Raw genomic sequence first — 25293 nt, 5'->3', positions numbered from 1 at the left:
AAAAGCGGAATGTACTCTAGTACATGAGCATTTTGAGCAGCACATGAGCCCCGATCACGCTCGCGCTTAAGATCGGAAACAGGTTTTAAGCAGATTTACCACTATTTTTTTTGGATGCCATGCAAAACAGCCTGACGCGCAAGCCCATCGAGATCAAGATTTCTACTGTTGTTGCTGTTGCAATTTTGCTGCATGACTCTGCTTTTCCTGTACTGGAAGCAGCATTGAAGGAAATGACTGCGGGTTCACCTGATTTTTTTGATGACGAATTTGCCGTCATTGATGTGGAAGCCATTACTGAACAGACACTGGATTGGAATGCACTGATCCCGCTGTTCAAATCGCATGGCCTGAACCCGGTAGCCGTGCGCCATGCGCGTGAAGAAGACCATGCCACCATACGTTTACATGGTTTGAGCATAGATGTGGTCAGCAAACCCAGGGCTGAGCCTGAACTTAAGATTGAGCCTCCGGTTGAAACGCCAATTGAACAAGCAGCTCCGGCACCGGTAGAAATTGCGCCTGCCCCGGCACCCGTTGCAGTTGAGCCACAAGTCATCATCCGCAATATGCCTGCCATGGTGATTGATACGCCAGTGCGAGCCGGCCAGCGTATTTATGCACGCGGGGCCGACCTGATCATTACTGCCTCGGTAAATAACGGGGCTGAAGTGATTGCCGATGGCAGCATCCATATTTACGCGCCTTTGCGTGGCCGCGCCCTGGCCGGAGCGACAGGTAACACCCAAGCAAGGATTTTTGCCCTGACCATGGAACCTGAACTGGTTTCCATCGCCGGGATTTACCGTACCTTTGAGAACGGTTTCCCACCGTTACAGCCTCACCATGCAGTTCAAGTTAAACTGAATGGTGACAGTATTGAAGTATCATCAGTGAAATCAGCAGGCTAATCTGCAGCTTGTACTGGAGATTAGCAGCCTCAATTTTCAGTATCCTCGGATAGATAAAAGGAGTTATTTGTGGCAAGAATCATCGTTGTGACATCCGGTAAAGGCGGCGTAGGCAAGACCACTTCCAGTGCCAGTTTTTCTTCTGGCCTGGCCATGCGTGGGCATAAAACAGCCGTGCTGGATTTTGACGTGGGTTTGCGTAATCTTGACCTCATCATGGGCTGCGAGCGCCGTGTCGTGTATGACCTGGTAAATGTCATCAGTGGTGAAGCAACACTGAACCAGGCCCTGATCAAGGACAAGCACTGCGATAATTTGTATATTTTGCCAGCATCACAAACCCGCGATAAAGACGCCCTGACTGAAGAAGGCGTGGAACGCGTACTGAATGACCTGATCAAGATGGATTTTGAATTCATTGTCTGCGATTCGCCCGCCGGTATAGAGCGCGGTGCCGTCATGGCACTGACTTTTGCCGATGAAGCCATCGTCGTGACCAACCCTGAAGTCTCATCCGTCAGGGATTCTGACCGTATCCTCGGCATCATCCAGGCCAAGTCCAAGCGTGCCCAGGCAGGTGGTGAACCGGTCAAGGAACATCTGCTGATCACCCGCTATTCACCAAAACGGGTGGAAGCGGGCGAAATGTTATCCCATACGGACGTACAGGAAATCTTGCGCATCCCGCTGATTGGTGTTATTCCTGAATCGGAAGCAGTATTACATGCTTCCAATCAGGGTAATCCGGCTATTCATATGAAGGGTAGTGATGTGTCGGACGCTTATGAAGACGTAGTTTCACGCTTCCTGGGCACAGAAGTTCCCTTGCGTTTCATCACTTACGAAAAACCGGGGCTGCTGCAACGCATTTTCGGAGGCAAATAATATGGCTCTGCTTTCATTTTTATTTAATACCAAACCCAAAACCGCCAATATGGCGAAGGAACGCCTGCAAATCATCATTGCACGCGAGCGCACGGGCCGTGATGGTTATGATTTCTTGCCGGCATTGCGTGAAGAACTGATCGCCGTGATTTCCAAATACACCAAGGTCAATCCGGAAGACATTAAAGTGTCCCTGGATAAACAGGGTAATCTGGAAGTGCTGGACGTGAATGTTGTTTTACCGGAACTTGAGTTACGTAGTTAGGTCTATACCAATATAGTAGGGATAGAGACTGCATGGTCTTGCGGATGCAGGCGATATAGACAGGGAGTTTATTAAAAGATCAACAAAATCAGCAATTGTCGCTTTCCATTACCGGAAGTTTGTAACAAGAAGTAATTTGTGTTTTATTCACATTTTTTCACAATTACTTATTTTTTCACTTGCTTTCGATATAATGGAAGATATTCCACTTTATTTGCCGAACATCAACGGTAACATCCCATGAGAATCGCTGTACTTGACGACGACAATAACTTGCTCGAATTGGTCTGCACCATATTGAATGCAGCCGGTCATACGACTCACCCTTTCCTTAGCGGGAAAGAGATGCTGCATCAATTGCGCAGGGAGAGTTACGACATGCTGATACTCGACTGGCAAGTGCCAGACCTGAGCGGCACCGAGATCTTGCACTGGGTACGCGAAAAGCTCTCGCCTACACTGCCGGTTCTGTTCATGACCAGCCGCTCTGGTGAAGACGATATCGTGGCTGGCCTGGCAGCAGGTGCCGATGATTACATGATCAAACCGATACGCCGCAGTGAAATGGTGGCGCGCGTACAGGCCTTGTTGCGCCGTGCCTACCCTACCCAGGCGGCATCTGAACATTTGCAATTTGGCATCTACAAGTTTGAGACCCGTGCTGGCCGCGTCAGTGTCAATGATGTGCCTGTGGAAATGACGCAGAAAGAGTTTGATCTGGCCCTGCTGTTGTTCCGCAACCTCGGTCGCCCGCTATCGCGCGCCTACATACTGGAAGCAGTGTGGTCACGTGACGTGGACATCCCTTCGCGTACCATGGATACGCATATTTCTCGTGTACGCAGCAAGCTGGAATTGCGACCGGAAAACGGCTACCGCCTGGCACCCGTCTATAGTTACGGTTACCGCCTGGAACAGATGACACCAGAATAAATACCTCCGGGGCAGCCAAGGCTGCCCCGGAAAGCTTTTCCCAACGAGGAGTCCCGCATGAGACTAAGCGCCCCCACACTCTTGCGACAAATACCATACTGCATGTTATTGGGCCTGGCACTTGCAACACCCATCAGTGTTTTTGCTAGTCCAACGCCAACTAACGCAGGCACATCAGGTACACCAGGCAGTCTCATCAATACCCCGCCAGACATGACTTACTTCGCCCTGCAAGGCGATACTTTGACATCGATAGCCAAGCGCTACACTGACAAAACCACCAACTGGCCCATACTGGGCAAGCGTAACAAGATAGGTAATGACAGGACTATCCCCATAGGTACAGCGATACTGATACCGCTGGAACTGTTACCGGAAGAGCCGAGTGAAGCCAAGGTGATTGCCATGACCGGCAACCCGGTCTATAAGGCTGCAGATGGCACAGTTGGCACGCTGGCACTAGGTAGCGTCTTGAAAGAAGGCGCGCAGATCAGTACCGATAAAAATGGTTTCCTGACCATGGCCTTGCCGGATGAATCACGCATATCCATTCCTTCGAACAGCAATGTCAGCCTGAGCAAGCTACGCAAGACCAGGTACACGGCGAGCCCGCGTACTGAAGTCACCTTATTGCAGGGCAAAGTAGAGTCACGTGTATCTTCACTGGCCGGTAACAAGGGGCGCTTTGAAGTACGCACCAATCTGGCAGTGGCGGGTGTACGTGGGACCAACTTCCGCGTTGGCGTCAACGAAGACGGGATTGCCAATGAAGTGCTGGAAGGCGGCGTAGCGGTCAATAATACTACTGCCAAAAAGACGGATGAGCTTGTGTTGACTGCTGGCAAAGGCAATATTATTTCAGCTTCAGGCATAGGCAAGGCCGTGGATTTGCTGCCACCACCCAAATTGAATGACAGCTACTTGCTGCAAGAGCGTCCTACCCTGCAATTCCAGGTCGAAGCCAGCCCTGAAGCCGCAGGCTATCGTGTGCAAATTGCCCAGGACAAAGACATCATCAATGTACTGGCAGAAAACCGCTATAAAGACGCCCGGGACAACCGCTTCAAGTTTGATGGCTTCGCTGATGGCAATTATTTTGTACGCATTACTGCCATCGACAAACTGGGGCTGGAAGGTCTGCCATTGGTAAAAGCGGTGACTTTAAAAGCACGTCCGGAACCACCTTTCACGGTTCAACCTAAAAACAAAACTAGAGCTGAACGCCTGGATTTCGCCTGGACGGAAGCCAGCAATGCCCAGACTTATCACTTGCAAGTTGCCAAAGATGCAGAATTCAAAAACCTGCTCATTGATAAGCCTGACCTGAAAGAAGTGCAGTTCAGCGCAGACCGCCCTGCCGAAGGCGAGTATTTCTGGCATGTCGCCACGATAGCGCAAAAAGATGGCAAGCCAGATCATGGTCCTTACAGTGATGCCCAGAAGTTCCTGGTCTTGCCAGTCACCAGTCTGGCACCACCAGATGAAGGCAATGGTAATCAACTGTCATTTAGCTGGGCTTCTGAACCAGGACAAAAATTCCTGATACAGATCAGTACGGATGCTGACTTCAAGAAGCTGTTCCTGAGCAAGGAGCTCGACAAGGCTGAACTGAAGATCAATCGGCCTGACGCGGGTACCTATTTCATCCGTGTACGTTCCAGTGACCCGGATGGCTATGTCAGCCCCTTCTCGTCCACCCAGAAAATCACACTGCAACAGCGCTGGACCAGTGGTGATGGCTCAGCCATACAGAGTGGCAGCGGCCCTGTTGGCACTAATTATTGATACAATCACATTAAGAAAAGATCACGATAAGCTCAGAAAAAGATAGCAGCACAATATGAAAAACAGCCACTTGCAGGTAGAACGCATTGCACTACGGGAGTGGCTGGTTCTCAGTATCCTCATCCTCTTCTTCACCGCTGGCCTGCTGTACTACAAGACCCTGGAACGGACTGACCTGGTCTTGTACGACAGGCTGATGCAACTCAATTCCCGTCCGGCGCGGGATGACATCATCATCGTTGGCATAGACAGCCACAGCCTCAGTGAACTCGGCAAATGGCCGTGGCCACGCTTGCGCCATGCTGAACTCATCAAGCAAATCAGCGCGGCCCAGCCTGTAGCAATTGGCATGGACTTTGTATTCACTGAAGCCGAAGAGCGTAATGACCAGGCACAAAATGGTGACCAGCAACTGGCCGAAGCGCTGGTGCGCAGCAATAACGTGGTCTTGCCGCTGATTTCAGAAAATGCAGGTAAGGGCCTGACGACGGTGCGCCCCATTCCTTTGCTGGCGAGTGCTGCGCGTCAACTGGCCCACATCAATCTGGAACTGGACAAGGATGGCGTGGTGCGCAGCGTCTTCCTGCGTGAAGGCATGAACGGTGAATGGTGGCCACATTTTGCACTGGCAATGGCCGATGTCGCGGGCAAGATTGCCCCCGGCACTGAAACAAATTTGCCAGGTGAACGCCTGTCCGCCGCTATGCGCAATGCCGCACCTGAGCCTGGCATCTGGCAGCGCGACTATCTCATGCATATACCCTTCGCTGGCAGTAGCGGGCATTTCCGTTCTGTGCCCTATGTCAGTGTCTTGCGTGGTGAAGTACCTGCTGATTTTTTCAAGAACAAGTATGTACTGGTAGGCCCCACGGCCAGTGCCATGGCTGACTCTTTCCCTACCCCGGTATCGGGCAACGAGGGCATGATTTCTGGTGTAGAGATCAATGCCAACATCCTCGCCGCCCTGCTGGATCAGCGCAGCATACATGCGGCCCCCAAGGCATATTTGTACCTGCTCAACCTGTTGGCAGTGGCAGTAGCACTGACAGCCTACCAAATGCTGTCGCCGCGCAAAGCCCTGATGGCAACTGCAGTAGTGGCTGTGGTCACCATGCTGGGTAGCTGGGCGATGCTGCGTTATGCCGGTTATTGGGCTGCCCCGACTGCTGCACTATTCGGCTTGATCATCGCTTACCCCTTGTGGAGCTGGCGCCGGCTGGAAGCGGCAATCCGCTTCCTGGCAGAAGAATTCAGGATACTCGACAAGGAACCGCATCTCTTGCCTGAGTTTATTGATGAAGATGACGAACAACCGGTGCGCGCCCTGACCGACACCCTGGAACAAAGTATCAATGCCATGCGTGAAGCGGTAGACCGGGTGCGTGACTTGCGCCAGTTTGTCAGCGACAGCCTGGCCAGCCTGCCGGACGCCACCATGGTTACCACCACGGATGGCAATGTGCTCCTGACCAACCAGCCTGCCCTGGATTATTTTGCCGGCATAGGCATGCCCAAGGTGAATGATGCCCTTGTACCTTATCTGTTTGCCAAGATGTCGCCACCACAAAATGGCGAAGCAGGGCCAGATGCCAGCTTTAGCTGGTGGGATTTGCTCGACATCAAACATACCAAAACCATGTCGCAAGGCATAGAAGTACGAGACCCGCAGGGCAAGGACCTGCTGATCAAGAGCGCCCCGAGTTACAACGGTGAAAAGCAACTGGTGGGCTGGATAGTCAGTCTCATCGACATCACCAGCGTGCGGGCAGCAGAACGCAGCCGTGATGAAACCCTGCATTTCATTTCTCATGATATGCGCGCCCCGCAGGCGTCGATACTGGCTTTGCTGGAATTACAAAAAGACAGCAGCACTGCCCTGCCTGCTGAAGAATTCATGGCACGCATAGAAAGAGCATCGCGCGCCACTCTGGGCCTGGCAGACAATTTTGTACAACTGGCCCAGGCAGAATCCCAGAATTACCGCTATGAAGAAGCCGACTTCCAGGACATCCTGCTGGTGGCAACCGAAGAAATGTGGTCGCTGGCACGCAGCAAGAATATCCGCATACAAACAAAAATCCAGGATGAAGAATTCCCTGTGCTGGTCGACAACTCGCTGATGACCAGGGTGCTCACGAACCTGCTGTCAAATGCCATCAAATACAGCCCCAAAGACACTACCATTACCTGCTCACTGGTGCGTGAGCAGCGGCTGGCCGATTCCATCATTGTCTGCTCCATCAGCGATCAGGGTTATGGCATTACCCATGCTGACCAGGCCAGATTATTCCAGCGCTTTCAGCGCTTCAGGACCAATGAACAACCCAAGAATGATGGCATAGGCCTGGGCATGGTCTTCGTGAAAGCTGTGCTGGACAGGCATCAGGCGACAATAGACTTCACCAGTGTACCGAATGAGGGTACGACATTTAATGTGCGTATCCCCGCTGATCTGGATTGATGCAATGATCTTGCTTATGAACAAGGATATGCGCAGCATAGTATTTTTTTGTTGCAAAAAAGGCATAACTTCACCCTGTAGCAGGCCTTGATATGCATCAAACACTGGCGTCCGGGAAAATGCCGGAGCAACGCGTTATAATGTAGGCTTAGATCCTCCTCAGCTTATTTTCAACTTATTTGCAATGCAACTGTCTGCCGTTGGCCTCAACCACATGACCGCGCCGCTGTCCTTGCGCGAAAAGGTCGCCTTCTCGCCTGAGCAAATTTCTCAGGCAGTGGTGGCCGCACGTGCCTGGTTTGGTCGCGATGACAATGTGGCAAGGCATGGCAATGAGGCCGCGATCCTGTCAACCTGCAACCGTACAGAACTGTACGCTGCCTGCACAGGCGCCAATGCCATTGATTCTACCGCCCACTTTCTGGCGGATTTTCATAAGCTGTCTTACACAGATTTACGCCCGCATTTGTACACCCTGCCGCAAGACAATGCGGTAAGACATGCCTTTCGTGTTGCCTCTGGCCTGGATTCCATGGTCATTGGTGAGCCGCAAATTTTGGGGCAAATGAAAGACGCAGTACGCCAGGCAGAAGCTGCCGGTGGTCTCGGTACTTATCTGCACCAGATGTTCCAGCGCAGCTTTGCGGTCGCGAAAGAAGTACGCACTACCACAGAGATAGGCGCGCACAGTGTCTCGATGGCGGCGGCTGCTGTCAGATTATCACAACGTATTTTTGACAAGATCGCTGACCAACACGTCCTGTTCATCGGTGCGGGTGAAATGATAGAACTGTGCGCCACTCATTTTGCGGCACAAAACCCCAAGTCGCTCACCATTGCCAACCGCACGCTGGAACGTGGCGAAGCACTGGCCCATCGTTTCAGCGGCAAGGCCATACGCCTGGCAGACTTGCCGCAGCAACTGGCGCAATTCGATATTATCGTTTCCTGCACTGCTTCCTCGCTACCCATCATCGGTCTGGGCCTGGTGGAACGTGTCGTCAAAGCGCGCAAGCACCGCCCCATCTTCATGGTAGACCTGGCCGTGCCGCGCGATATAGAACCTGAAGTCGCCAAGCTGGATGACGTGTTTTTATATACCGTCGATGACCTCGGCACCGTGGTACAAACCGGGCTGGAAAATCGCCAGGCTGCTGTTGCTCAGGCTGAGGCCATCATAGAAACCCGCGTGCAATCTTTCATGCACTGGGTAGATGGCCGTGCTGTTGTACCCGTGATACAGGACTTGCATGAAAGCAGCGAGCAATTGCGCCTGATAGAACTTGAACGCGCACGCAAGATGCTGGCACGTGGCGAAGACATAGACGCCGTACTCGAAGCCTTGTCAAAGGGCATCACCGCCAAATTCCTGCATGGCCCGCAACAGGCACTGCATCAGGCCAGCGGCGATGAACGCGCCCGTCTGGCAACGCTGTTACCTCAATTATTCCGCACCAAGCGTTAGCGATTCGCTACGCAGCTGGTCTGTCCGCGTAAGCGCGGGCTATATACTGGCACATCCCATCTGGGTCACACTGATCCACCCTATCATTAGCCTTATCTGCATCTATCGCTATACAGCAAAAAGAGTACATCATGAAACCATCAATGCTACATAAGCTCGACCAGCTTGCCGAACGCCTTGACGAAGTCGGCCACCTGCTCATGCAGGAAGGTGCCACCAATGACATGGATGCCTATCGCAAACTCAATCGCGAGCATGCCGAACTTGATCCCCTGGTCGCCCTGTACAACAACTACAAGCAGGCCCAGGCAGATATCGCCGAAGCCGAACTCATGCTCAGTGACCCGGACATGAAAGCCTTTGCGCAGGATGAAATAGAAGCCGCCAAAAACACCATGCAAACACTGGAAAGTGATTTGCAAAAGATGCTGCTGCCCAAAGACCCGAATGATGACCGTAACATCCTGATGGAAATTCGCGCAGGCACCGGTGGTGATGAAGCTGCGCTGTTTGCCGGTGACTTGCTGCGCATGTATATGCGTTTTGCCGAGCGCAATCGCTGGCAGACCGAGATCATGTCCGAGTCACCATCCGAGCTGGGCGGCTACAAAGAAGTTATCGTGCGTCTGGCTGGCCAGGGTGTGTATTCCAAACTCAAATTTGAATCAGGTGGCCACCGGGTACAGCGCGTACCCGCGACAGAAACCCAGGGCCGCATCCATACCTCGGCCTGTACCGTGGCCGTCATGCCTGAAGCCGATGAACTGGCGGACGTGGTCATCAACAATGCAGACCTGCGCATAGATACCTTCCGCGCCAGCGGTGCCGGTGGTCAGCATATCAACAAGACTGACTCCGCCGTGCGCCTGACGCATATACCTACCGGTATTGTGGTCGAATGCCAGGATGGCCGCAGCCAGCATCAAAACAAGGCGCAAGCCATGCGTGTGCTGGCAACCCGCATCATGGATGGCCAGTTACGCGAGAAGCAAGCCAAGGAAGCAGCGACCCGCAAGAGCCTGATCGGTTCCGGTGACCGCAGTGAGCGCATACGCACTTACAATTACCCGCAAGGCCGCATGACAGATCACCGCATTAACCTGACGCTGTACAAGCTGGATTTCATCATGGATGGCGAGCTGACGGAATTGACGACTGCGCTGGTGGCAGAACATCAGGCGGAACTGCTGGCTGAACTGGGTGATGATTGATTGAAAGGCCACTAGAGATACCGATAGAAATGCAAACAGGGGTGGCGAATAGATGTGTCTAATAAGCATATCCATAAGGCAAAACCAGCTTTCGCGTAAAATCAACAGTATTTGATTGCGCAATTGCATGAAACTGTCGGATACTCGCTGCCACTGTCCTGTGATACAGAACTAAAACGCCAGGATCGCATCCAATAACAATTCTTTCACCGCGTTCACCATGAATCTGTCGAAAAAACTTTTGCTGTCGATTGCTCTTACCTGCATAGGCTTGCTGGCAGCCGCCCTGTATTTGCAAATCGTGGAAAAAATGCTGCCTTGCCCGTATTGCGTATTCCAGCGCTACGCCTTTGCCCTGATCGCGGTTTTTTGTCTGATTGCAGTTGCGACTGATGGCATCATGCACCGCATCACTACCGGCATGGCCCTGTTATCTGGCCTGATTGGCCTGGGTGCTGCCGGCAAGCATTTCTGGATACTTGAGCACCCTGCCCTGTCCTGCGGTATCGATCCGCTGGAAACCGGCTTGAACAGTTTCTTCCTGGCGCAATGGTGGCCAGCCATGTTCAGGGCTGACGGCCTGTGTGAAACACCCTATCCACCTACCCTGGGTTTGTCACTGCCAGCATGGGCTGGGATATTCTTTATATTGTTTAGCCTGACCTTGCTGATACTGCTGATCCGCAACCAAAAAACCAAGCGCGGCATGTTTGGCCCCTCACGCTAATGCTGGACTGGCTACAGCCCGGCATCACCCTGGCTGCTTGTGAAAACGCCAGTCCGCTGGATCGCATAGACACTCGCCTGCTGCTCATGCATGGCCTGGGTCTGACGCGCATACAACTGATCACGCAATCTGAACTGATATTAAGTACTGAACAACTCGCCGTCCTGGACGAGTTGTTCAACCGCCGCCTTCAGGGTGAACCCATTGCCTACATCTTGCAAGAACGGGAATTCTTTGGCTTGAATTTTCGTGTCACGCCTGATGTCCTGATCCCAAGGCCAGACACCGAGTTGCTGGTGGAACTGGCTTTGCAATATGCGCCTGCCAATTCAAGGCTACTGGACATGGGCACGGGTTCCGGGGCGATTGCCGTGGCAATTGCGCATCAAAGCTCCGACTTGCAAGTAACTGCACTCGATGTCAGCCCTGCTGCCCTGGAAGTAGCCCAGGAAAATGCACTACGCCATCTGCCCGCAAATAAAATAGAATTCCTCTGCAGCGACTGGTATGCCGCCCTGGCAAATAAAAAATTCCACACCATTGTCAGCAACCCGCCTTATATCATCGCCAATGATGCTCATCTGCACCAAGGTGATTTACGCTTTGAACCCATCAATGCCCTGACCGACCATGCCGATGGCTTATCGGCTTATCGCCAGATCATCAACCAGGCACCTTTACACTTGCATGTAGATGGCTGGATCTTGCTTGAGCATGGCTATAACCAGGCGGAGGCTGTGCGTGACTTGTTGATGCAGGCAGGCTTTACTGAAGTACGAAGCTGGCGCGATCTGGCAGACATAGAACGTGTCACCGGCGGCAGCTTAAAAAACTGAATAAAAAAATGGCGCATCACATGCGCCATTTTTACAAACAAACAAAGAGGCTTAGTTCCTGGATGGGAATATACCTTCTGTTGCGATGATGTAATTCAGACCAAGGTAAGGCTGCATGATCGAGATGTTGGCCGTTGTTGATACCGGCGCGGCAACTGCTGCACCATTACCGGTGTTGGCATTGTTGACAGCAGCACTACCAGTAATAGTCGAAGTAACACCACCCAGGTTCACTGGCGCTGTAGGTGCTGTTGCCGCTGGCAAGAAAATTGCCGCGCCAGATGGACCACCAGCAGTGCTTGTCAGACCACCATTGGTAGCAACTGCTGCCAATCCACCATTGGTACCGGTGCCAACCGTCACAGCAGTTGCAACCTGCAAAGCGCTGGTATCAACGGTACCTGTATGTGTATGGGAAGGCAGGTTATTGACGCTCAGGGTGAAAGAAGTCGTACCAGAACCGATGACGGTGACATTATTCGTACCGGCTCTCTCACCTTGCTGAACCGGAGTGATTCCTGGACCAGCACCTTGGGAGCCGACTACGGTACGGCCACGCAAATCTGGCAAACCAAAAGTGTTCATGCCGTCACCGCCGTACATGGTGCCCAGCAGGGCAAACAATGCAGAGTTTTGTGCAATAGACATTAGTTGTCCATTACAAAATGCCCAACCACGTGGTGGATAATTAAATGCCACGGGTAAAACCGTACCGATAAATGCTTCCATCGCTAACTCCAATCTCAGTTTCAGTTGTAGAAAAACCTGCAAATTGCCTAATTGAAGGCCAAGCCTTAGTAAATCCCTGCTTTCAAAAAAAGCAAACTAATTCTACAATTCTTATCATAAAAACACACTTCAATTCTTCCTGGAAAAATACAATATCAATAATATTTTCATTAACTTAACAACATTTAACAAAACCTCATCTCTCCTGATTGAGTCTGCACCTCTCCAATGACTCGTACAAAGCCAAAGCTTGTAACAATGCATGTTCACAGGCTGCACTGCTTTTGCTTTCAATTAAAGCATCGCCGGTATAGGGCTGATACCTGTTTTTTGAATGCAGCCCAGACCGCTGTTCCATACGCTTTAATTCACTGTCCTCACATTGCATGGAAAACAAAGGGAGCAAATGCTGCCACAAGACTCCTGGTAACTGGCTGTAGTTCAAGAGTATGGCTTCTGCATTTTCTCCGTGCTCAAGTCCGGCATGGAGCATGGCCAGCAACATGGCTGCCGTATATCCATCATGATCGGCCAGATCCAGTCCCTGCAAATCTGCTTGCAATCTTGTGGTGTTGACCAAGCCAGGTATCATCTGTGGCCCACGCTGGCGGCGGTGTGAAGCCAGCACTGCCTGTGGTTCACGGTAAAGGAAGATAAAAACAACCTCAGGAAAAGCTTGCCGTATGAAGTCCAGCCAGGGCAAATGCCAGCTATCGAACTTGATAAAAAAATGCTCCTCCCTGCGTGCGGCATGAGCACGTCGCTGTCCCAGCACCGCCACCAGTTGCCGGAATAATGCCTGCGCATCAGGCAAGTCCGGGTTCTCATGATAGAGCCGGAAAAATGCATCAATGACCGGCGGCTCAGAGAGCACAATACATTGCTCCAGGCCAGCCAGCATCTGCGTAAGCAGAGTCGAGCCACAACGGGAAACATGAAAAATAAAAGCGGTAGGTTTGACACTGTCAACACACCCGGCAATCTCATTCAGTGTAGCAAGAGGCGTACTGCAAACCTGTCTTGCATCGCGGTCTTGCGTGGCAAGGCTATCCTGGAAAAAAGCCTCGACAAAGACCTGCTTATGCATATTGCGCCACCAGACTTCCTGACTATCGGCAGCGATTGCGACCGGATACCAGTTGGCAAACGATGCCAGTGTCCGGGCATCGATCCTGCTTCCACGCAGCATGGCGCGCTCTTCTGCAGCAAATCCCTGTTTGGTGTTCATGAAATCCTTGTTGGGGTGCCGGCAGATTGCCGGACTTAGCATCGATGTGCTGAAAAAATCAGGCTGGCACCTTGTTGCTGATAGCTTCAAGACGGTTCGCCATTTCCAGTGCGGCAGACTGCCCGGTTGAGCGCAGTTGCGCAATTACCTCATCCACATTGCCATCATGAATGGCTTTATCGCCGTACTTTGGCGCAGGCCTGGCTATCCACCCGGCATCGGTAAATGCCTGCTGCAGCCAAGCATTACTGACACAGTCGAGCATGAGGTGGACACGCGCCTGTGGCCCGGGATTGATCACTCCATGCAGACAACTGGCATTGAGATACCAGGTATCACCTGCAGAGAAATGCACATCCTCACCTTCTATGCGAAACAGCACTTCTGGCGTCGTGGTAATGGGGATGTGCAGACGTGTAATACCATCTTCGAGTGAGGTACCTTCATCCCTGTGCTCCCTGATAATCCCGCCTGACTCCAGTGACATCAGGCGCACCGAGGTTTTGTCACACTGAAAAAAATCGATGACCTCCTTGAAGTAAGGACTGTGCCTGAGTAAGACAGTATCTTCAAACTGCCCTTCATTGACCGGAATGATATGGTCCATGCGCCCACCGACAGAGCGCAAAGGCAGGCATGACCAGTTATTCTCATAGGCACGGGTATTGAAGTGACTGATCCATGCAGAATTTTCGAGCGCCTTCAATTCTGCCTGCAGACGCGCGAGCTCAAAAGAAAAAGGTAGTTTCAGGTAAGTGCTAGGTTGCATGTTGCTCTCCGCCTGGCTGACTGCTGGATTGGGGATGCCAGTGCAGTTGCTCAAACATGCTGTCCTCGCCATGCACATGAAAACCTGCGGACAGATAAAGCGCCCTCGCCCTTGCATTCACTTTTTCCACCGCCAGACTCATCCCCAGTCCCTGATCTGACGCATATCCCTGTACGGCCAGCAAAACCGCCTTGCCTATGCCCCGGCCCTGTACTTCCGGCAACAAGGCAATATCAACGAGGCGTACATCGCTCTGACCAGCATCTAGCACTACCCGGCCTACGCGCACGCCACCATCTTCAAGCAGCAAATGCTGTGCCTGCGGAAAATTGTTCTGTATACCAATAGCCTGCATCTGCTGCTGCATTTTGATGAGCTGCTGCACAAATTGAGGATCTCCCGGAATTTGCTGCAGATCAGTACGACGGCTGAAGTACAGCGCATCCAGAAAGTCCCTGTCATCGTCATTAACAACACGCAAATGTAAAGTCCCCGGTAATTTGTACACACGCACTCCCAAGATGGTTAGAATGACATTCTTATCATCCTGCCTATTTTTGGCATTTTCTGCAAGCCCGACTTTTTACACTTGAAAAAGCATGACTATTACTTTTGAACAGGCGCAAGCCCTGGTGGGTGAACATTTTGGCCTCCAGACTACTGCAGGTATCGTCGAACTCAAGCTCGTCGAAGCCGAAGAGCGCCCAAGACGTGGTTTGCCGGAACAGTTCCGCACCCCATTGAGCCTGATATTTTCTGGCCCCAGCCAGTTTGAACTTACGCAGGGGAATTTCCCGTTTGAGCATCCTGTCCTTGGAAGCCAGGTCTGGACCTTTGTCCCCACGATGCCAGCACCCGAACGCGGTCAACATGCCAATCGCCAGGCTGATGGTAGTTACACAGTTTTCTATCAGGTCTTGTTCAATTGACAGAATTTCTGTGGCACAATCAATGCTCAAGAAATAAGCAAAATATTGTTAAATCAGCGTGTTGTAACAATTAAATGCTAAAGTTGCAGTTATTTTTTTAGTATTATTTGTTAAATAAAAATCCACTATTCTGTGTCTTTCTTATTGTAAATACCGTCAAGCCTGAACAAGTTCCTGGCAGCAACAATAAATGAATGACGCCCTGGTAGCGGATGACGTATCGGGCTTCAGTAACTCCCGATGTCTTGTGTAACATTATCGGTGGTTGGCGAATGCTTGATTCGAATTTAACAGTAACATCGTTCAATGATGCCGCCAGGGCAATCAGAACCTGGTGGCTGAGCGGCTTCCCTGGAGCTGGCAAAACCACGATAGCGCAGGCACTGGCGGCGCATTTGCGATGGCAGGGCTTACCCGTTTGTGTTCTTGACGGTGATGAACTTCGTCTTGGCCTCTCAAAAGATCTGGGCTTCAGTACTGCGGAACGCGAAGAACAAAGTCGCCGCACGGCAGAAGTGGCGAAAATACTCAACAGCAACGGTATCTGTGTCATCGTCGCCCTGGTTTCCCCCAGTGCCAGCGGCAGGGCAAATGCCCGTCAGATCATAGGTAATGATCACTTTATTGAAACCCACGTAGCCACTCCGCTACATATTTGCCAGCAGCGTGACCCAAAAGGCTGGTATGCCAAGGCAAAAATGAACCCGGCCTTGCAATTGACCGGCGTTTCAGCCCCTTACGAAGCCCCCATCAACCCCGAGTGCATCATCGACACCAGCCAGATCAGCCTGTCTGATGCAGTTGATCAGTTGTTTATTTTTTTGGAAAATCATAGATCCCCATGAGTCAGGCCAAATATCACTTCATTTCTGGACTACCGCGCTCGGGTTCCACCTTGCTAGCCGCCCTGCTGTTGCAAAACCCGCGCTTTCATGCCGGCATGACCAGCCCGGTTGGCAGCCTGTTTCGCGGCATGCTGAATCAACTCGGTGCCGGCAGTGAATTTGGTACTGTGGTCAGCAAAGCGCAAAGGCGCAGGCTTACCCATGGCATCTTTGCATCCTATTATGCCGACCATGATGACAAGGAAGTTATTTTTGACACCAACCGCATGTGGAGTGCCCACATGCCCGTGTTAATGGATCAATTTCCCGACTCCAAAGTCATTGCCTGTGTGCGCAATGTCGCCTGGGTCATGGATAGCCTTGAGCGCCGCTACCGCGCCAACCCTTATGAAATCACCCGCCTGTTTAACGATGACGTAGAACGTAATACCGTCTATAGCCGTGTGGAAACCCTGGCCCAGGCCAATCGCCTCGTCGGTTACCCGTGGACAGCGCTGAAGGAAGCCTTTTACGGCGAGCATGCGGACTCTTTACTGGTCGTTGATTATGATTTTCTGGCGCAAGTACCAGAAAAAGTCATGCCTCTGATTTATCAATTTCTGGGTGAGCCTGAATTTACCCATGATTACACCAATGTCAGCTATGACGCGCCGGAATTCGATGCGCCTTTGGGCATGCACGGTCTGCACAAGGTGCGCAAGTATGTGAGCTTCGAAAAACGTCCGACTATCTTGCCGCCTGACTTGTTTGAGAAATTCGAGTCACTTTCATTCTGGAAAGATAGCCGCAATAGCCGGGCCAATGTCATTACTTCAAAAGAACCTGACAGCAAACAGGAGACGGCATCATGACATCAGCCGTGCATCTGCTATCACGCGTCACATACTGTTACGTAACGCTTACGCTTTTACAATACACTGATCAATTTTTCAATTATCTGACCGTTAAGTCTACTTACGGTGCACATCAACTCCCTAGCCAGGCCTGATTATCATGAACATGTCCAACATCAATCGCCCACAAGATAGCCAGTCTGACAACGATCATGTGCAGGCACATGAAATTCAGATAAGCAGCCCTGGCTTGCCAGCACCTGCCCCATTCAATACCACTGCTAATGCAGGAAATGCTGCACCGCACAATGTGGTGTTCATTGATAGCCGGGTAACTGACAGCGCAAGTCTGCTGAAGGGTCTGGCAGCAAATACAGAAGTGGTATTTCTGGATAAAGCCGGAGACGGCCTGCAACAAATGGCTGACTACCTGGCTGGACACCAGGTCAATTCGGTACAGATCGTTGCGCATGGCTTTGAAGGCCAGTTGTGGTTAGGTAAAACTTTTCTCGATAACACTACCCTCAATACTCACAGCGATGCCCTGGCCAGTATTGGTAAAGCGCTGGTACCTGGCGGTGACATCCTGGTGTATTCATGTAATCTGGCTGCGGGCGATGATGGTGCAAGTTTTGTCGCCAATCTGGCGACACTGACCGGAGCTGACGTTGCTGCTTCCAGCAACCGCACTGGCGTTGGTGGCGACTGGGACCTGGAAGTCACTACCGGCAAGATAGAAGCCACATCGGTTTTATCCAAAGATGCCGAAAGTCACTATGATCATTCGCTGGCAACGGTCACGATTACCAATGGCAATGACACGGGTGCCGGTTCCCTTCGCAATGCCATTGATAATGCAACCGGTCCTGGTGACACAATTACCTCGAATGCCAGCCGGACAGTCACACTAAGTTCTGGCCAGTTAACCATCAGTCAGAACCTGACCATAGACTTCGATCTTGACGACAACGGTACACCCGATGTCGTAGTCGATGCCAATTATAGTAGTCGTGCGATCAGTATAGCGTCTGGCAAGACTGTTGTCCTGGATGGGATAACCATCACGCATGGCCTCGTTTCCGGCAATGGCGGTACCAGTTACACTGTGACTGCCGGTGGTTCCAGTAATGGTGGCGCGATCCTGAACGCTGGCACCCTGACGCTAAAAAATAGCACGGTCACAGGTAACTTTGCGACTGGTGGTGGCGGTGGTGGTGGTGCGGCCAATCCTTCTGTTGGTGGTGGTGGTGGTGGTGGTGGTGGCGCTGGCGGCATTGGTGGCGGCAACGGCGGTAATGCCGGCAACGGCGGTGGTGCATATAACGGCGATGCTGGCGGTAGTGGCAGCGGTGGTAATGGCGGCGGCTTCGGTCATCCAGCCAATATGGGTGGTCTCGGTGGTACCAATGCCGGTGGGGGTGCAGGTGGTGTGGGCTCCAGTGGCTACAGCAACGGCGGCGCAGGTGCAACTGGCACAGCGAATAGCGTCACCATAGGTGGCGGTGGCGGTGGCTCCGGCTGGGACGCCACTGGTGGCGCAGGTGGCGCAGCCGCCGGCGCAATTTATAACACCGGCACCATGTTCATCATAGGTACTTCAGCAGTCACCAACAATATAGGTGCAGGTGGCGGTGGCGGTGGCGGTGGTGGCGCTGGCAATAGCCAGGGTCTGGGCGGCAAGGGTGTCGGCGCGATCTGGAACCAGGGTGGCACCGTCAAGGTAACCAGTGCCAACTACACTGCAATGACGGGAAACTCTGGTGTCAGCGGTGCAGTAGGAACCGTAGTGAATGGGGCCACCATAGTCGGGTCCTCTCCGGCAGGGGTCGCCAAAATCTACAATAATGGCGGTACTTTAGACGTCAACTATAACCCTGCCACCATCACCAGTGCCACTTATAACGCCAGCACGGGGGTTTTGGTTGTCACTGGCCTGGACATGATCAATGGTGGTGCCATTGATGAAACCAAGCTCTCACTGACAGGCCAGGGCGGGTCTTACACACTGACGACGGTCGCCAGTACCACCAGTACCACGACATCGTTCTCGATTACCCTGAACGCGGCAGATAAAATAGCCATCAACGGCATACTCAATAACAATGGCACGTCGGCTGTTGATACCACAGTGTTTAATCTGGCAGCTGCTGCAAGCTGGTCTGCCAATGCAGTCGCAGACCTGACCAGCAATGCTGTCACCGTATCGAATGTCGCGGCACCAACCATCACGTCAGCGACTTACAATGGCAGCACTCACGTCTTTACAGTTACCGGTACGAATCTTGTAAAGACTGTCGGCGCAACGAATGACATCACCATTTCTACCCTGACCATTACTGGCCAGGGCGGTGCAACACGCACCTTGTCCACAACCAGCAATGTCGAGATAAGCAGTGCAACCACTTTCTCGTTCACGTTGGCCGGTGCCGATATTGCTGCGGTAGATGCATTGCTGAACAACAATGGCACGACCTCCAGTGGCGGCACCACTTACAATCTGGCAGCGGGTGATGACTGGGACAGCGTGATTACTGGCGGCAATATTGCCGACGCCACCAATGCGATCACGGTATCCAATGCCCCTGCAGTCATCACCAGTGCCACTTACGATGCAAGTACCGGCATCCTGGCTGTCACTGGCATCAATATCACCAATGGTGGTACGATAGACGTCAGCAAACTGGCAGTGACAGGCCAGGCTGGGTCTTATACCCTGACTACCGCCAATGTCACTGCCAGCAGCACGACGGCATTCTCTGTAACACTCAATGCTGCCGATAAAATTGCCGTCAATGGTATATTGAATCAAAACGGTACTACGGCTGTCGATACCACTGTCTTCAACCTGGCTGCATCAGCCAACTGGGATGTCACGGCTTCAGCAAGTGCTGACCTGACTGGTAATGCAGTGACAGTATCTAACGTCACCACCCCGACGATTACATCGGCAACCTATGATGGCACGACGCACGTTTTCACGATCACCGGCACCAATCTGGTCAAGACCGTTGGTGCGACCAATGACGTCACGATTTCTACACTGACGATTACAGGCGAAGGTGGTGCGACCCGTACTTTGTCTACAACGGGCAATGTAGAAATCACTTCTGCCACCAGTTTCACCTTTACGCTCGCCGGTGCCGATATTGCAGCGGTAGACGCTCTTTTAAATAAAAACGGCACGTCCTCCGCCAGCAGTTCCACCACTTATAATCTCGCTGCAGCCGACGACTGGAATAGCGTCATCACTGGCGGCAATATCGCCGACCTGACTGGCAATGGCATCACCGTTTCCAATGCTGCACCTAGCATACTCAGTTCTACCTATGATGCGGCAACAGGCATCCTGAGTGTGTCCGCCATCAATATTGTCGGTGGTGACACCATTGATGTATCCAAACTGTCGATCACCGGTCAGGCTGGTTCATACACGCTGACCACCGCCAATGTCACCGCCAGCAGTTCGACTGCTTTTTCAGTTACTCTCAATGCCGCCGACAAACTGGCGATCAACGGCATATTGAACAACAATGGTACGACTGCAGTTGATACCACTACTTTCAACCTGGCCGCTGCCGCCAGTTGGGATCAGACCACAACGTCCAGTGCGGATTTGACTGGCAATGCCGTCACCGTCTCGAACGTCACAGCACCAACAATCACGTCAGCAACTTATGACGGCACTACCCATGTCTTCACCATTACAGGCACCAATCTGGTCAAGACCATAGGTGCCACCAATGACATCACGATTTCCAAACTGACCATCACCGGCGAAGGTGGTGCCACCCGTACTTTGACCACCACTGGCAATGTAGAAGTTACCAGTGCCACCAGCTTCACGTTCACACTCGCTGGCGCAGACATTGCAGCGGTCGATGCCTTGCTCAACAAGAATGGCACCTCCTCAGTCACCAGCGCCACAACGTATAACATCGCAGCAGCCGATGACTGGGACAGTGTCATTACCGGCGGCAATATCGCCGACCTGACAGGTAATGGCATCACCGTATCGAATGCCGCACCAAGTATTTTGAGTTCCACTTACGACGCAGCGACTGGCATCCTGAGTGTGTCTGCTGTCAACATCGTTGGCGGCGACACCATTGATGTATCGAAATTGTCCATCACCGGTCAGGCTGGTTCTTATACCCTGACCACCGCCAACGTCACAGCCAGCAGCTCGACTGCTTTTTCAGTCACGCTGAACGCTGCCGACAAGCTGGCCATTAACGGGATTTTGAACAACAACGGCACGACTGCCGTTGACACCACCACGTTCAATCTGGCCGCTGCTGCCAACTGGGACCAGACTACCACGTCCAGTGCAGATCTGACCGGCAATGCAGTGACAGTGTCGAACGTCACTGCTCCGACGATTACTTCAGCAACCTACGATGGTACTACCCATGTCTTCACCATCACTGGTACCAATCTGGTCAAGACCATAGGCGCGACCAATGATGTCACGGTATCCACACTTACCATTACTGGCGAAGGCGGTGCAACGCGTACGTTATCCACCACTGGCAATGTCGAAGTCACATCTGCGACCAGCTTTACCTTCACTCTGGCTGGTGCTGACATTGCAGCTGTTGATGCATTGTTAAATAAAAATGGCACATCCTCTGTCAGCACCACTACCTACAACCTGGCTGCAGCCGATGACTGGAACAGCGTCATCACTGGTGGCAATATCCAGGACCTGACTGGCAACGGCATCACCGTTTCGAATGCAGCACCAAGTATTTTGAGTTCCACCTACGATGCTGCTACTGGCATCCTGTCGGTATCTGCGGTCAATATCGTAGGTGGCGACACCATCGATGTCTCCAAACTGTCGATCACCGGCCAGGCTGGTTCTTATACCCTGACCACCGCCAATGTCACTGCCAGCAGCAGCACCGCTTTCTCCGTCACGCTGAATGCTGCCGACAAACTGGCAATCAACGGCATATTGAACAACAACGGTACGACTGCGGTCGATACAACGACGTTTAACCTGGCCGCAGCTGCCAACTGGGATCAGACGACAACGTCCAGCGCAGATCTGACCGGCAATGCAGTGACTGTCTCGAACGTCACTGCTCCGACGATTACTTCAGCAACCTACGATGGTACTACCCATGTCTTCACCATTACAGGCACCAACCTGGTCAAGACCATCGGTGCCACCAACGACATCACCATATCCAAGCTGACGATTATCGGAGAAGGCGGTGCGACACGTACTCTGAGTACTACTGGCAATGTAGAAGTGACGTCGGCGACCAGCTTTACTTTCACACTCGCCGGTGCCGACATCGCCGCCGTTGATGCTTTACTCAATAAGAATGGCACCTCTTCTGCCAGCAGCGCAACTACCTATAATCTGGCTGCTGCCGATGACTGGGATAGTGTTATCACTGGCGGCAATATCCAGGATTTGACCGGCAATGGCATCACCGTTTCAAATGCTGCACCAAGCATACTTAGTTCGACCTACGATGCCGCAACCGGCGTCCTCAGTGTGTCAGCTGTCAATATCGTCGGTGGTGACACCATTGATGTATCCAAGTTGTCAATCACAGGTCAGGGCGGCTCCTACACCCTCACCACTGCCAACGTCACAGCCAGCAGCTCGACCGCTTTTGCAGTCACCCTCAACGCTGCCGACAAACTGGCCATTAACGGGATTTTGAACAACAATGGCACCACAGCAGTTGATACGACGACTTTCAACCTCGCCGCTGCTGCCAACTGGGATCAGACCACAACGTCCAGTGCGGATTTGACCGGCAATGCCGTGACCGTCTCAAATGTCACAGCCCCAACGATCACGTCTGCAACCTATGATGGTACGACACATGTCTTCACCATCACTGGTACCAATCTGGTCAAGACCATCGGTGCCACCAATGACGTCACGATATCCACGCTTACCATTACTGGCGAAGGCGGTGCAACGCGTACGTTATCCACGACTGGCAATGTCGAAGTTACTTCCGCCACCAGCTTTACCTTCACCCTGGCTGGTGCTGATATCACGGCAATCGATGGCTTGCTCAACAAGAACGGCACCTCCTCCGCCAGCAGTGCTACCACCTACAATCTTGCTGCAGCCGATGACTGGAATAGCGTCATCACTGGCGGCAATATCCAGGACCTGACTGGCAACGGCATCACCGTTTCGAATGCAGCACCTAGCATACTCAGTTCTACCTATGATGCGGCTACTGGCGTCCTGAGTGTGTCAGCCGTCAACATCGTTGGCGGCGACACCATTGATGTATCGAAATTGACCATCACTGGCCAGGCTGGTTCCTACACCCTGACTACCGCCAACGTGACTGCCAGCAGCAGTACCGCTTTCTCCGTCACCCTGAATGCTGCCGACAAGCTCGCCATCAACGGCATATTGAACAACAACGGCACCACAGCGGTTGATACCACCACCTTCAACCTGGCCGCTGCTGCTTCCTGGGACGCCACCACCACCTCCAGTGCCGACCTGACCGGTAATGCCGTGACCGTCTCCAACGTCACCGCACCAACGATCACCTCTGCAACTTACGACGGCACCACCCATGTCTTCACCGTCACCGGCACCAATCTCGTTAAAACGATAGGTGCCACCAATGACGTCACCATTTCTACATTAACGATTACCGGTGAAGGTGGCGCAACCCGCACCCTGTCCACCACTGGCAATGTCGAAGTCACATCCGCTACCAGCTTTACCTTCACCCTCGCTGGTGCCGATATTGCAGCGGTAGATGCGATTCTGAATAAAAACGGCACCTCTTCTGCCGGCAGCGCTACGACTTATAATCTGGCTGTTGCCGACGACTGGAACAGCGTCATCACTGGCGGCAATATCCAGGACCTGACTGGCAATGGCATCACTGTGTCCAATGCTGCACCTAGCATACTCAGTTCCACTTACGATGCAGCTACTGGCATCCTGAGTGTCTCTGCTGTCAATATCGTTGGTGGCGACACCATTGACGTATCCAAACTCTCTGTTGTTGGTCAGGGCGGTGGTTCTTATACCCTGACCACCGCCAATGTCACCGCCAGCAGCAGCACCGCCTTTGCAGTCACCCTCAATGCTGCCGACAAAGTGGCCGTCAACGGCCTTTTGAACAAGACTGGCACCACCGCCGTTGATACCACCACCTTCAATCTGGCTGCTGCTGCATCCTGGGACGTCACCACCACATCCAGTGCTGACCTGACTGGCAATGCCGTCACTGTGTCCAACGTCAATGCACCGACAATCACCTCAGCAACCTACGATGTCACGACCCATGTACTGACCGTCACCGGCACCAACCTGGTCAGCACCCTGGGTGCCACCAATGACATTACCGTCTCAGCCCTGACCATCAAAGGTGAAGGTGCGGTCACCCGTACGCTGTCTACGACTGGCAATGTCGAAGTTACTTCCGCCACCAGCTTTGCAGTGACACTGGCCGGTGCTGACCAGGCTGCCGTCGAAGCCCTGTTCAACAAGAACGGCACCACATCGACTGGTGGCACCACTTACAACCTGGCCGCAGCCGATGACTGGGACAGTGTCATTACTGGTGGCAACATCGCTGTAACGACCTCACCTATTACCGTCAGCAATATCCCTGTCCCGACCATTACCTCCTCCACCTATGATGCCGTGACTGGTGTACTGGTAGTGACAGGTACTGGTCTGAGTGCCCTGACAGGCGCGACCAATGACATCGTCGCCAACAAATTCAGCCTGCAAGGCGAAGGTGGCGCCAGCTATACCCTGACCACCACCAGCAATGTCGAGATCACCTCGGCTACCTCGTTCACCCTGACCCTCAGTGCCGCAGACCGCCTGGGTGCCAATCTCATCATGAACAAGAATGGCACCAGTTCCACCAGTGTCAATACCTATAACCTGATCGCTGCCGAAGACTGGAATGCCGGTGCCGATGCAGCGGTTGTCATTGCCGACCTGACCGGCAATGGCATTACCGTCACCAACGTGGTGGCACCTACCGTCACCTCGGCGACTTACAATGTCGCCACCGGTGTACTGGTCGTCACTGGTAACAACTTCCTGACATTGACAGGTGCGGCCAATGACATCACCGCCAACCGTATCCGTTTGCTGGGACAAGGTGCTTTCAACTACACCCTGACTGACACCTCCAACGTCGATATCACCTCCAATACCAGCTTCACCATCACCATGAGTGCCACCGACAAGGCGGCTCTGGCGTTGAGAATGAACAAGGACGGTACTTCGTCCACCGACACCACCACCTACAACCTGGGCATGCTGGAAGACTGGAATACCGGTGCTGCCACGGCGGTGGTCATCGCTGATTTGTTTGGCAATGGCATTACCGTTACCGGTAATAATGTTGCCCCCGTTATCGGTGGTGTTGTTGCTGGCCAGACCGTGACAGAAACCACCACGGTTTCACCTTTCGCAGGCGTGACTATCACCGATCCTGATGTGGGTGCTTCAGAAAC

At 52.6% G+C, this 25293-nt stretch carries 18 protein-coding genes; 14 read left to right on the top strand and 4 right to left on the bottom strand.

The features are described 5' to 3' along the window. Window positions 1–119: 119 nt before the first annotated feature. From minC to prmC, 10 genes are all read left to right on the top strand, one after another. Window positions 120–911, top strand: coding sequence for a septum site-determining protein MinC (gene minC / locus AC3WQT_RS27695; RefSeq protein ID WP_492709064.1), 792 nt, complete (start codon window positions 120–122; stop codon window positions 909–911). Window positions 912–980: 69 nt separating this feature from the next. Then, the gene (gene minD, locus AC3WQT_RS27690; protein ID WP_492709062.1) at window positions 981–1796 is read left to right on the top strand and encodes a septum site-determining protein MinD; all 816 of its coding nucleotides are present in this window, start codon (window positions 981–983) and stop codon (window positions 1794–1796) included. A 1-nt stretch (window position 1797) separates the two neighbouring features. Continuing rightward, complete coding sequence (minE, locus tag AC3WQT_RS27685) at window positions 1798–2061, top strand: cell division topological specificity factor MinE (RefSeq protein ID WP_186955666.1); 264 nt, start codon at window positions 1798–1800, stop codon at window positions 2059–2061. Between the two features lie 240 nt (window positions 2062–2301). Beyond that, entirely contained in the window at window positions 2302–2994 is a 693-nt protein-coding gene (locus AC3WQT_RS27680; protein WP_162043428.1) for a response regulator transcription factor, read from the top strand. 57 nt (window positions 2995–3051) lie between these two features. Continuing rightward, entirely contained in the window at window positions 3052–4779 is a 1728-nt protein-coding gene (locus tag AC3WQT_RS27675) for a FecR family protein (protein WP_492709060.1), read from the top strand. 55 nt (window positions 4780–4834) lie between these two features. Further along, complete coding sequence (locus AC3WQT_RS27670) at window positions 4835–7240, top strand: CHASE2 domain-containing protein (protein ID WP_492709058.1); 2406 nt, start codon at window positions 4835–4837, stop codon at window positions 7238–7240. Between the two features lie 184 nt (window positions 7241–7424). Beyond that, window positions 7425–8705 (top strand): glutamyl-tRNA reductase, encoded by a 1281-nt coding sequence (gene hemA / locus AC3WQT_RS27665; RefSeq protein WP_492709056.1) that lies wholly within the window; start codon window positions 7425–7427, stop codon window positions 8703–8705. Window positions 8706–8836: 131 nt separating this feature from the next. Further along, complete coding sequence (gene prfA / locus AC3WQT_RS27660) at window positions 8837–9916, top strand: peptide chain release factor 1 (RefSeq protein ID WP_422979847.1); 1080 nt, start codon at window positions 8837–8839, stop codon at window positions 9914–9916. A 220-nt stretch (window positions 9917–10136) separates the two neighbouring features. Further along, window positions 10137–10643, top strand: a complete 507-nt coding sequence (locus AC3WQT_RS27655; protein ID WP_492709054.1) for a disulfide bond formation protein B — start codon at window positions 10137–10139, stop codon at window positions 10641–10643. Continuing rightward, window positions 10643–11479: a peptide chain release factor N(5)-glutamine methyltransferase gene (prmC, locus tag AC3WQT_RS27650; protein ID WP_492709052.1), complete on the top strand. Its 837-nt coding sequence runs from the start codon at window positions 10643–10645 to the stop codon at window positions 11477–11479. The genes AC3WQT_RS27655 and prmC overlap by 1 nt, the downstream gene beginning before the upstream one ends. Before the next feature lie 51 nt (window positions 11480–11530). Here the strand turns inward: prmC and AC3WQT_RS27645 are convergent, their stop codons facing one another. From AC3WQT_RS27645 to AC3WQT_RS27630, 4 genes are all read right to left on the bottom strand, one after another. Further along, window positions 11531–12208 (bottom strand): phage tail protein, encoded by a 678-nt coding sequence (locus AC3WQT_RS27645; protein ID WP_492709050.1) that lies wholly within the window; start codon window positions 12206–12208, stop codon window positions 11531–11533. A 196-nt stretch (window positions 12209–12404) separates the two neighbouring features. Then, the gene (locus AC3WQT_RS27640) at window positions 12405–13436 is read right to left on the bottom strand and encodes a sulfotransferase (RefSeq protein WP_492709048.1); all 1032 of its coding nucleotides are present in this window, start codon (window positions 13434–13436) and stop codon (window positions 12405–12407) included. A 58-nt stretch (window positions 13437–13494) separates the two neighbouring features. Then, on the bottom strand, window positions 13495–14205 hold the full coding sequence (locus AC3WQT_RS27635; RefSeq protein WP_492709047.1) for an aspartyl/asparaginyl beta-hydroxylase domain-containing protein: 711 nt from the start codon (window positions 14203–14205) through the stop codon (window positions 13495–13497). Then, window positions 14195–14713, bottom strand: coding sequence for a GNAT family N-acetyltransferase (locus AC3WQT_RS27630; RefSeq protein WP_492709045.1), 519 nt, complete (start codon window positions 14711–14713; stop codon window positions 14195–14197). The genes AC3WQT_RS27635 and AC3WQT_RS27630 overlap by 11 nt, the downstream gene beginning before the upstream one ends. A gap of 91 nt (window positions 14714–14804) precedes the next feature. On the opposite strand from AC3WQT_RS27630, the gene AC3WQT_RS27625 reads away from it, so the two are divergent. From AC3WQT_RS27625 to AC3WQT_RS27610, 4 genes are all read left to right on the top strand, one after another. Beyond that, the gene (locus AC3WQT_RS27625) at window positions 14805–15134 is read left to right on the top strand and encodes a DUF6916 family protein (RefSeq protein ID WP_492709043.1); all 330 of its coding nucleotides are present in this window, start codon (window positions 14805–14807) and stop codon (window positions 15132–15134) included. A gap of 272 nt (window positions 15135–15406) precedes the next feature. Next, window positions 15407–15979 (top strand): adenylyl-sulfate kinase, encoded by a 573-nt coding sequence (cysC, locus tag AC3WQT_RS27620; RefSeq protein ID WP_492709041.1) that lies wholly within the window; start codon window positions 15407–15409, stop codon window positions 15977–15979. Then, on the top strand, window positions 15976–16830 hold the full coding sequence (locus AC3WQT_RS27615) for a sulfotransferase (RefSeq protein WP_492709039.1): 855 nt from the start codon (window positions 15976–15978) through the stop codon (window positions 16828–16830). Before cysC ends, AC3WQT_RS27615 begins: the two co-directional genes overlap by 4 nt. Window positions 16831–16972: 142 nt before the next feature. Continuing rightward, window positions 16973–25293: DUF4347 domain-containing protein (locus AC3WQT_RS27610; RefSeq protein WP_492709037.1), on the top strand; the 8321-nt coding region annotated here is incomplete at its 3' end.

Source organism: Undibacterium sp. FW305-107 (genome assembly GCF_058788535.1).
This window is presented reverse-complemented; position numbering and strand designations above follow the sequence as displayed.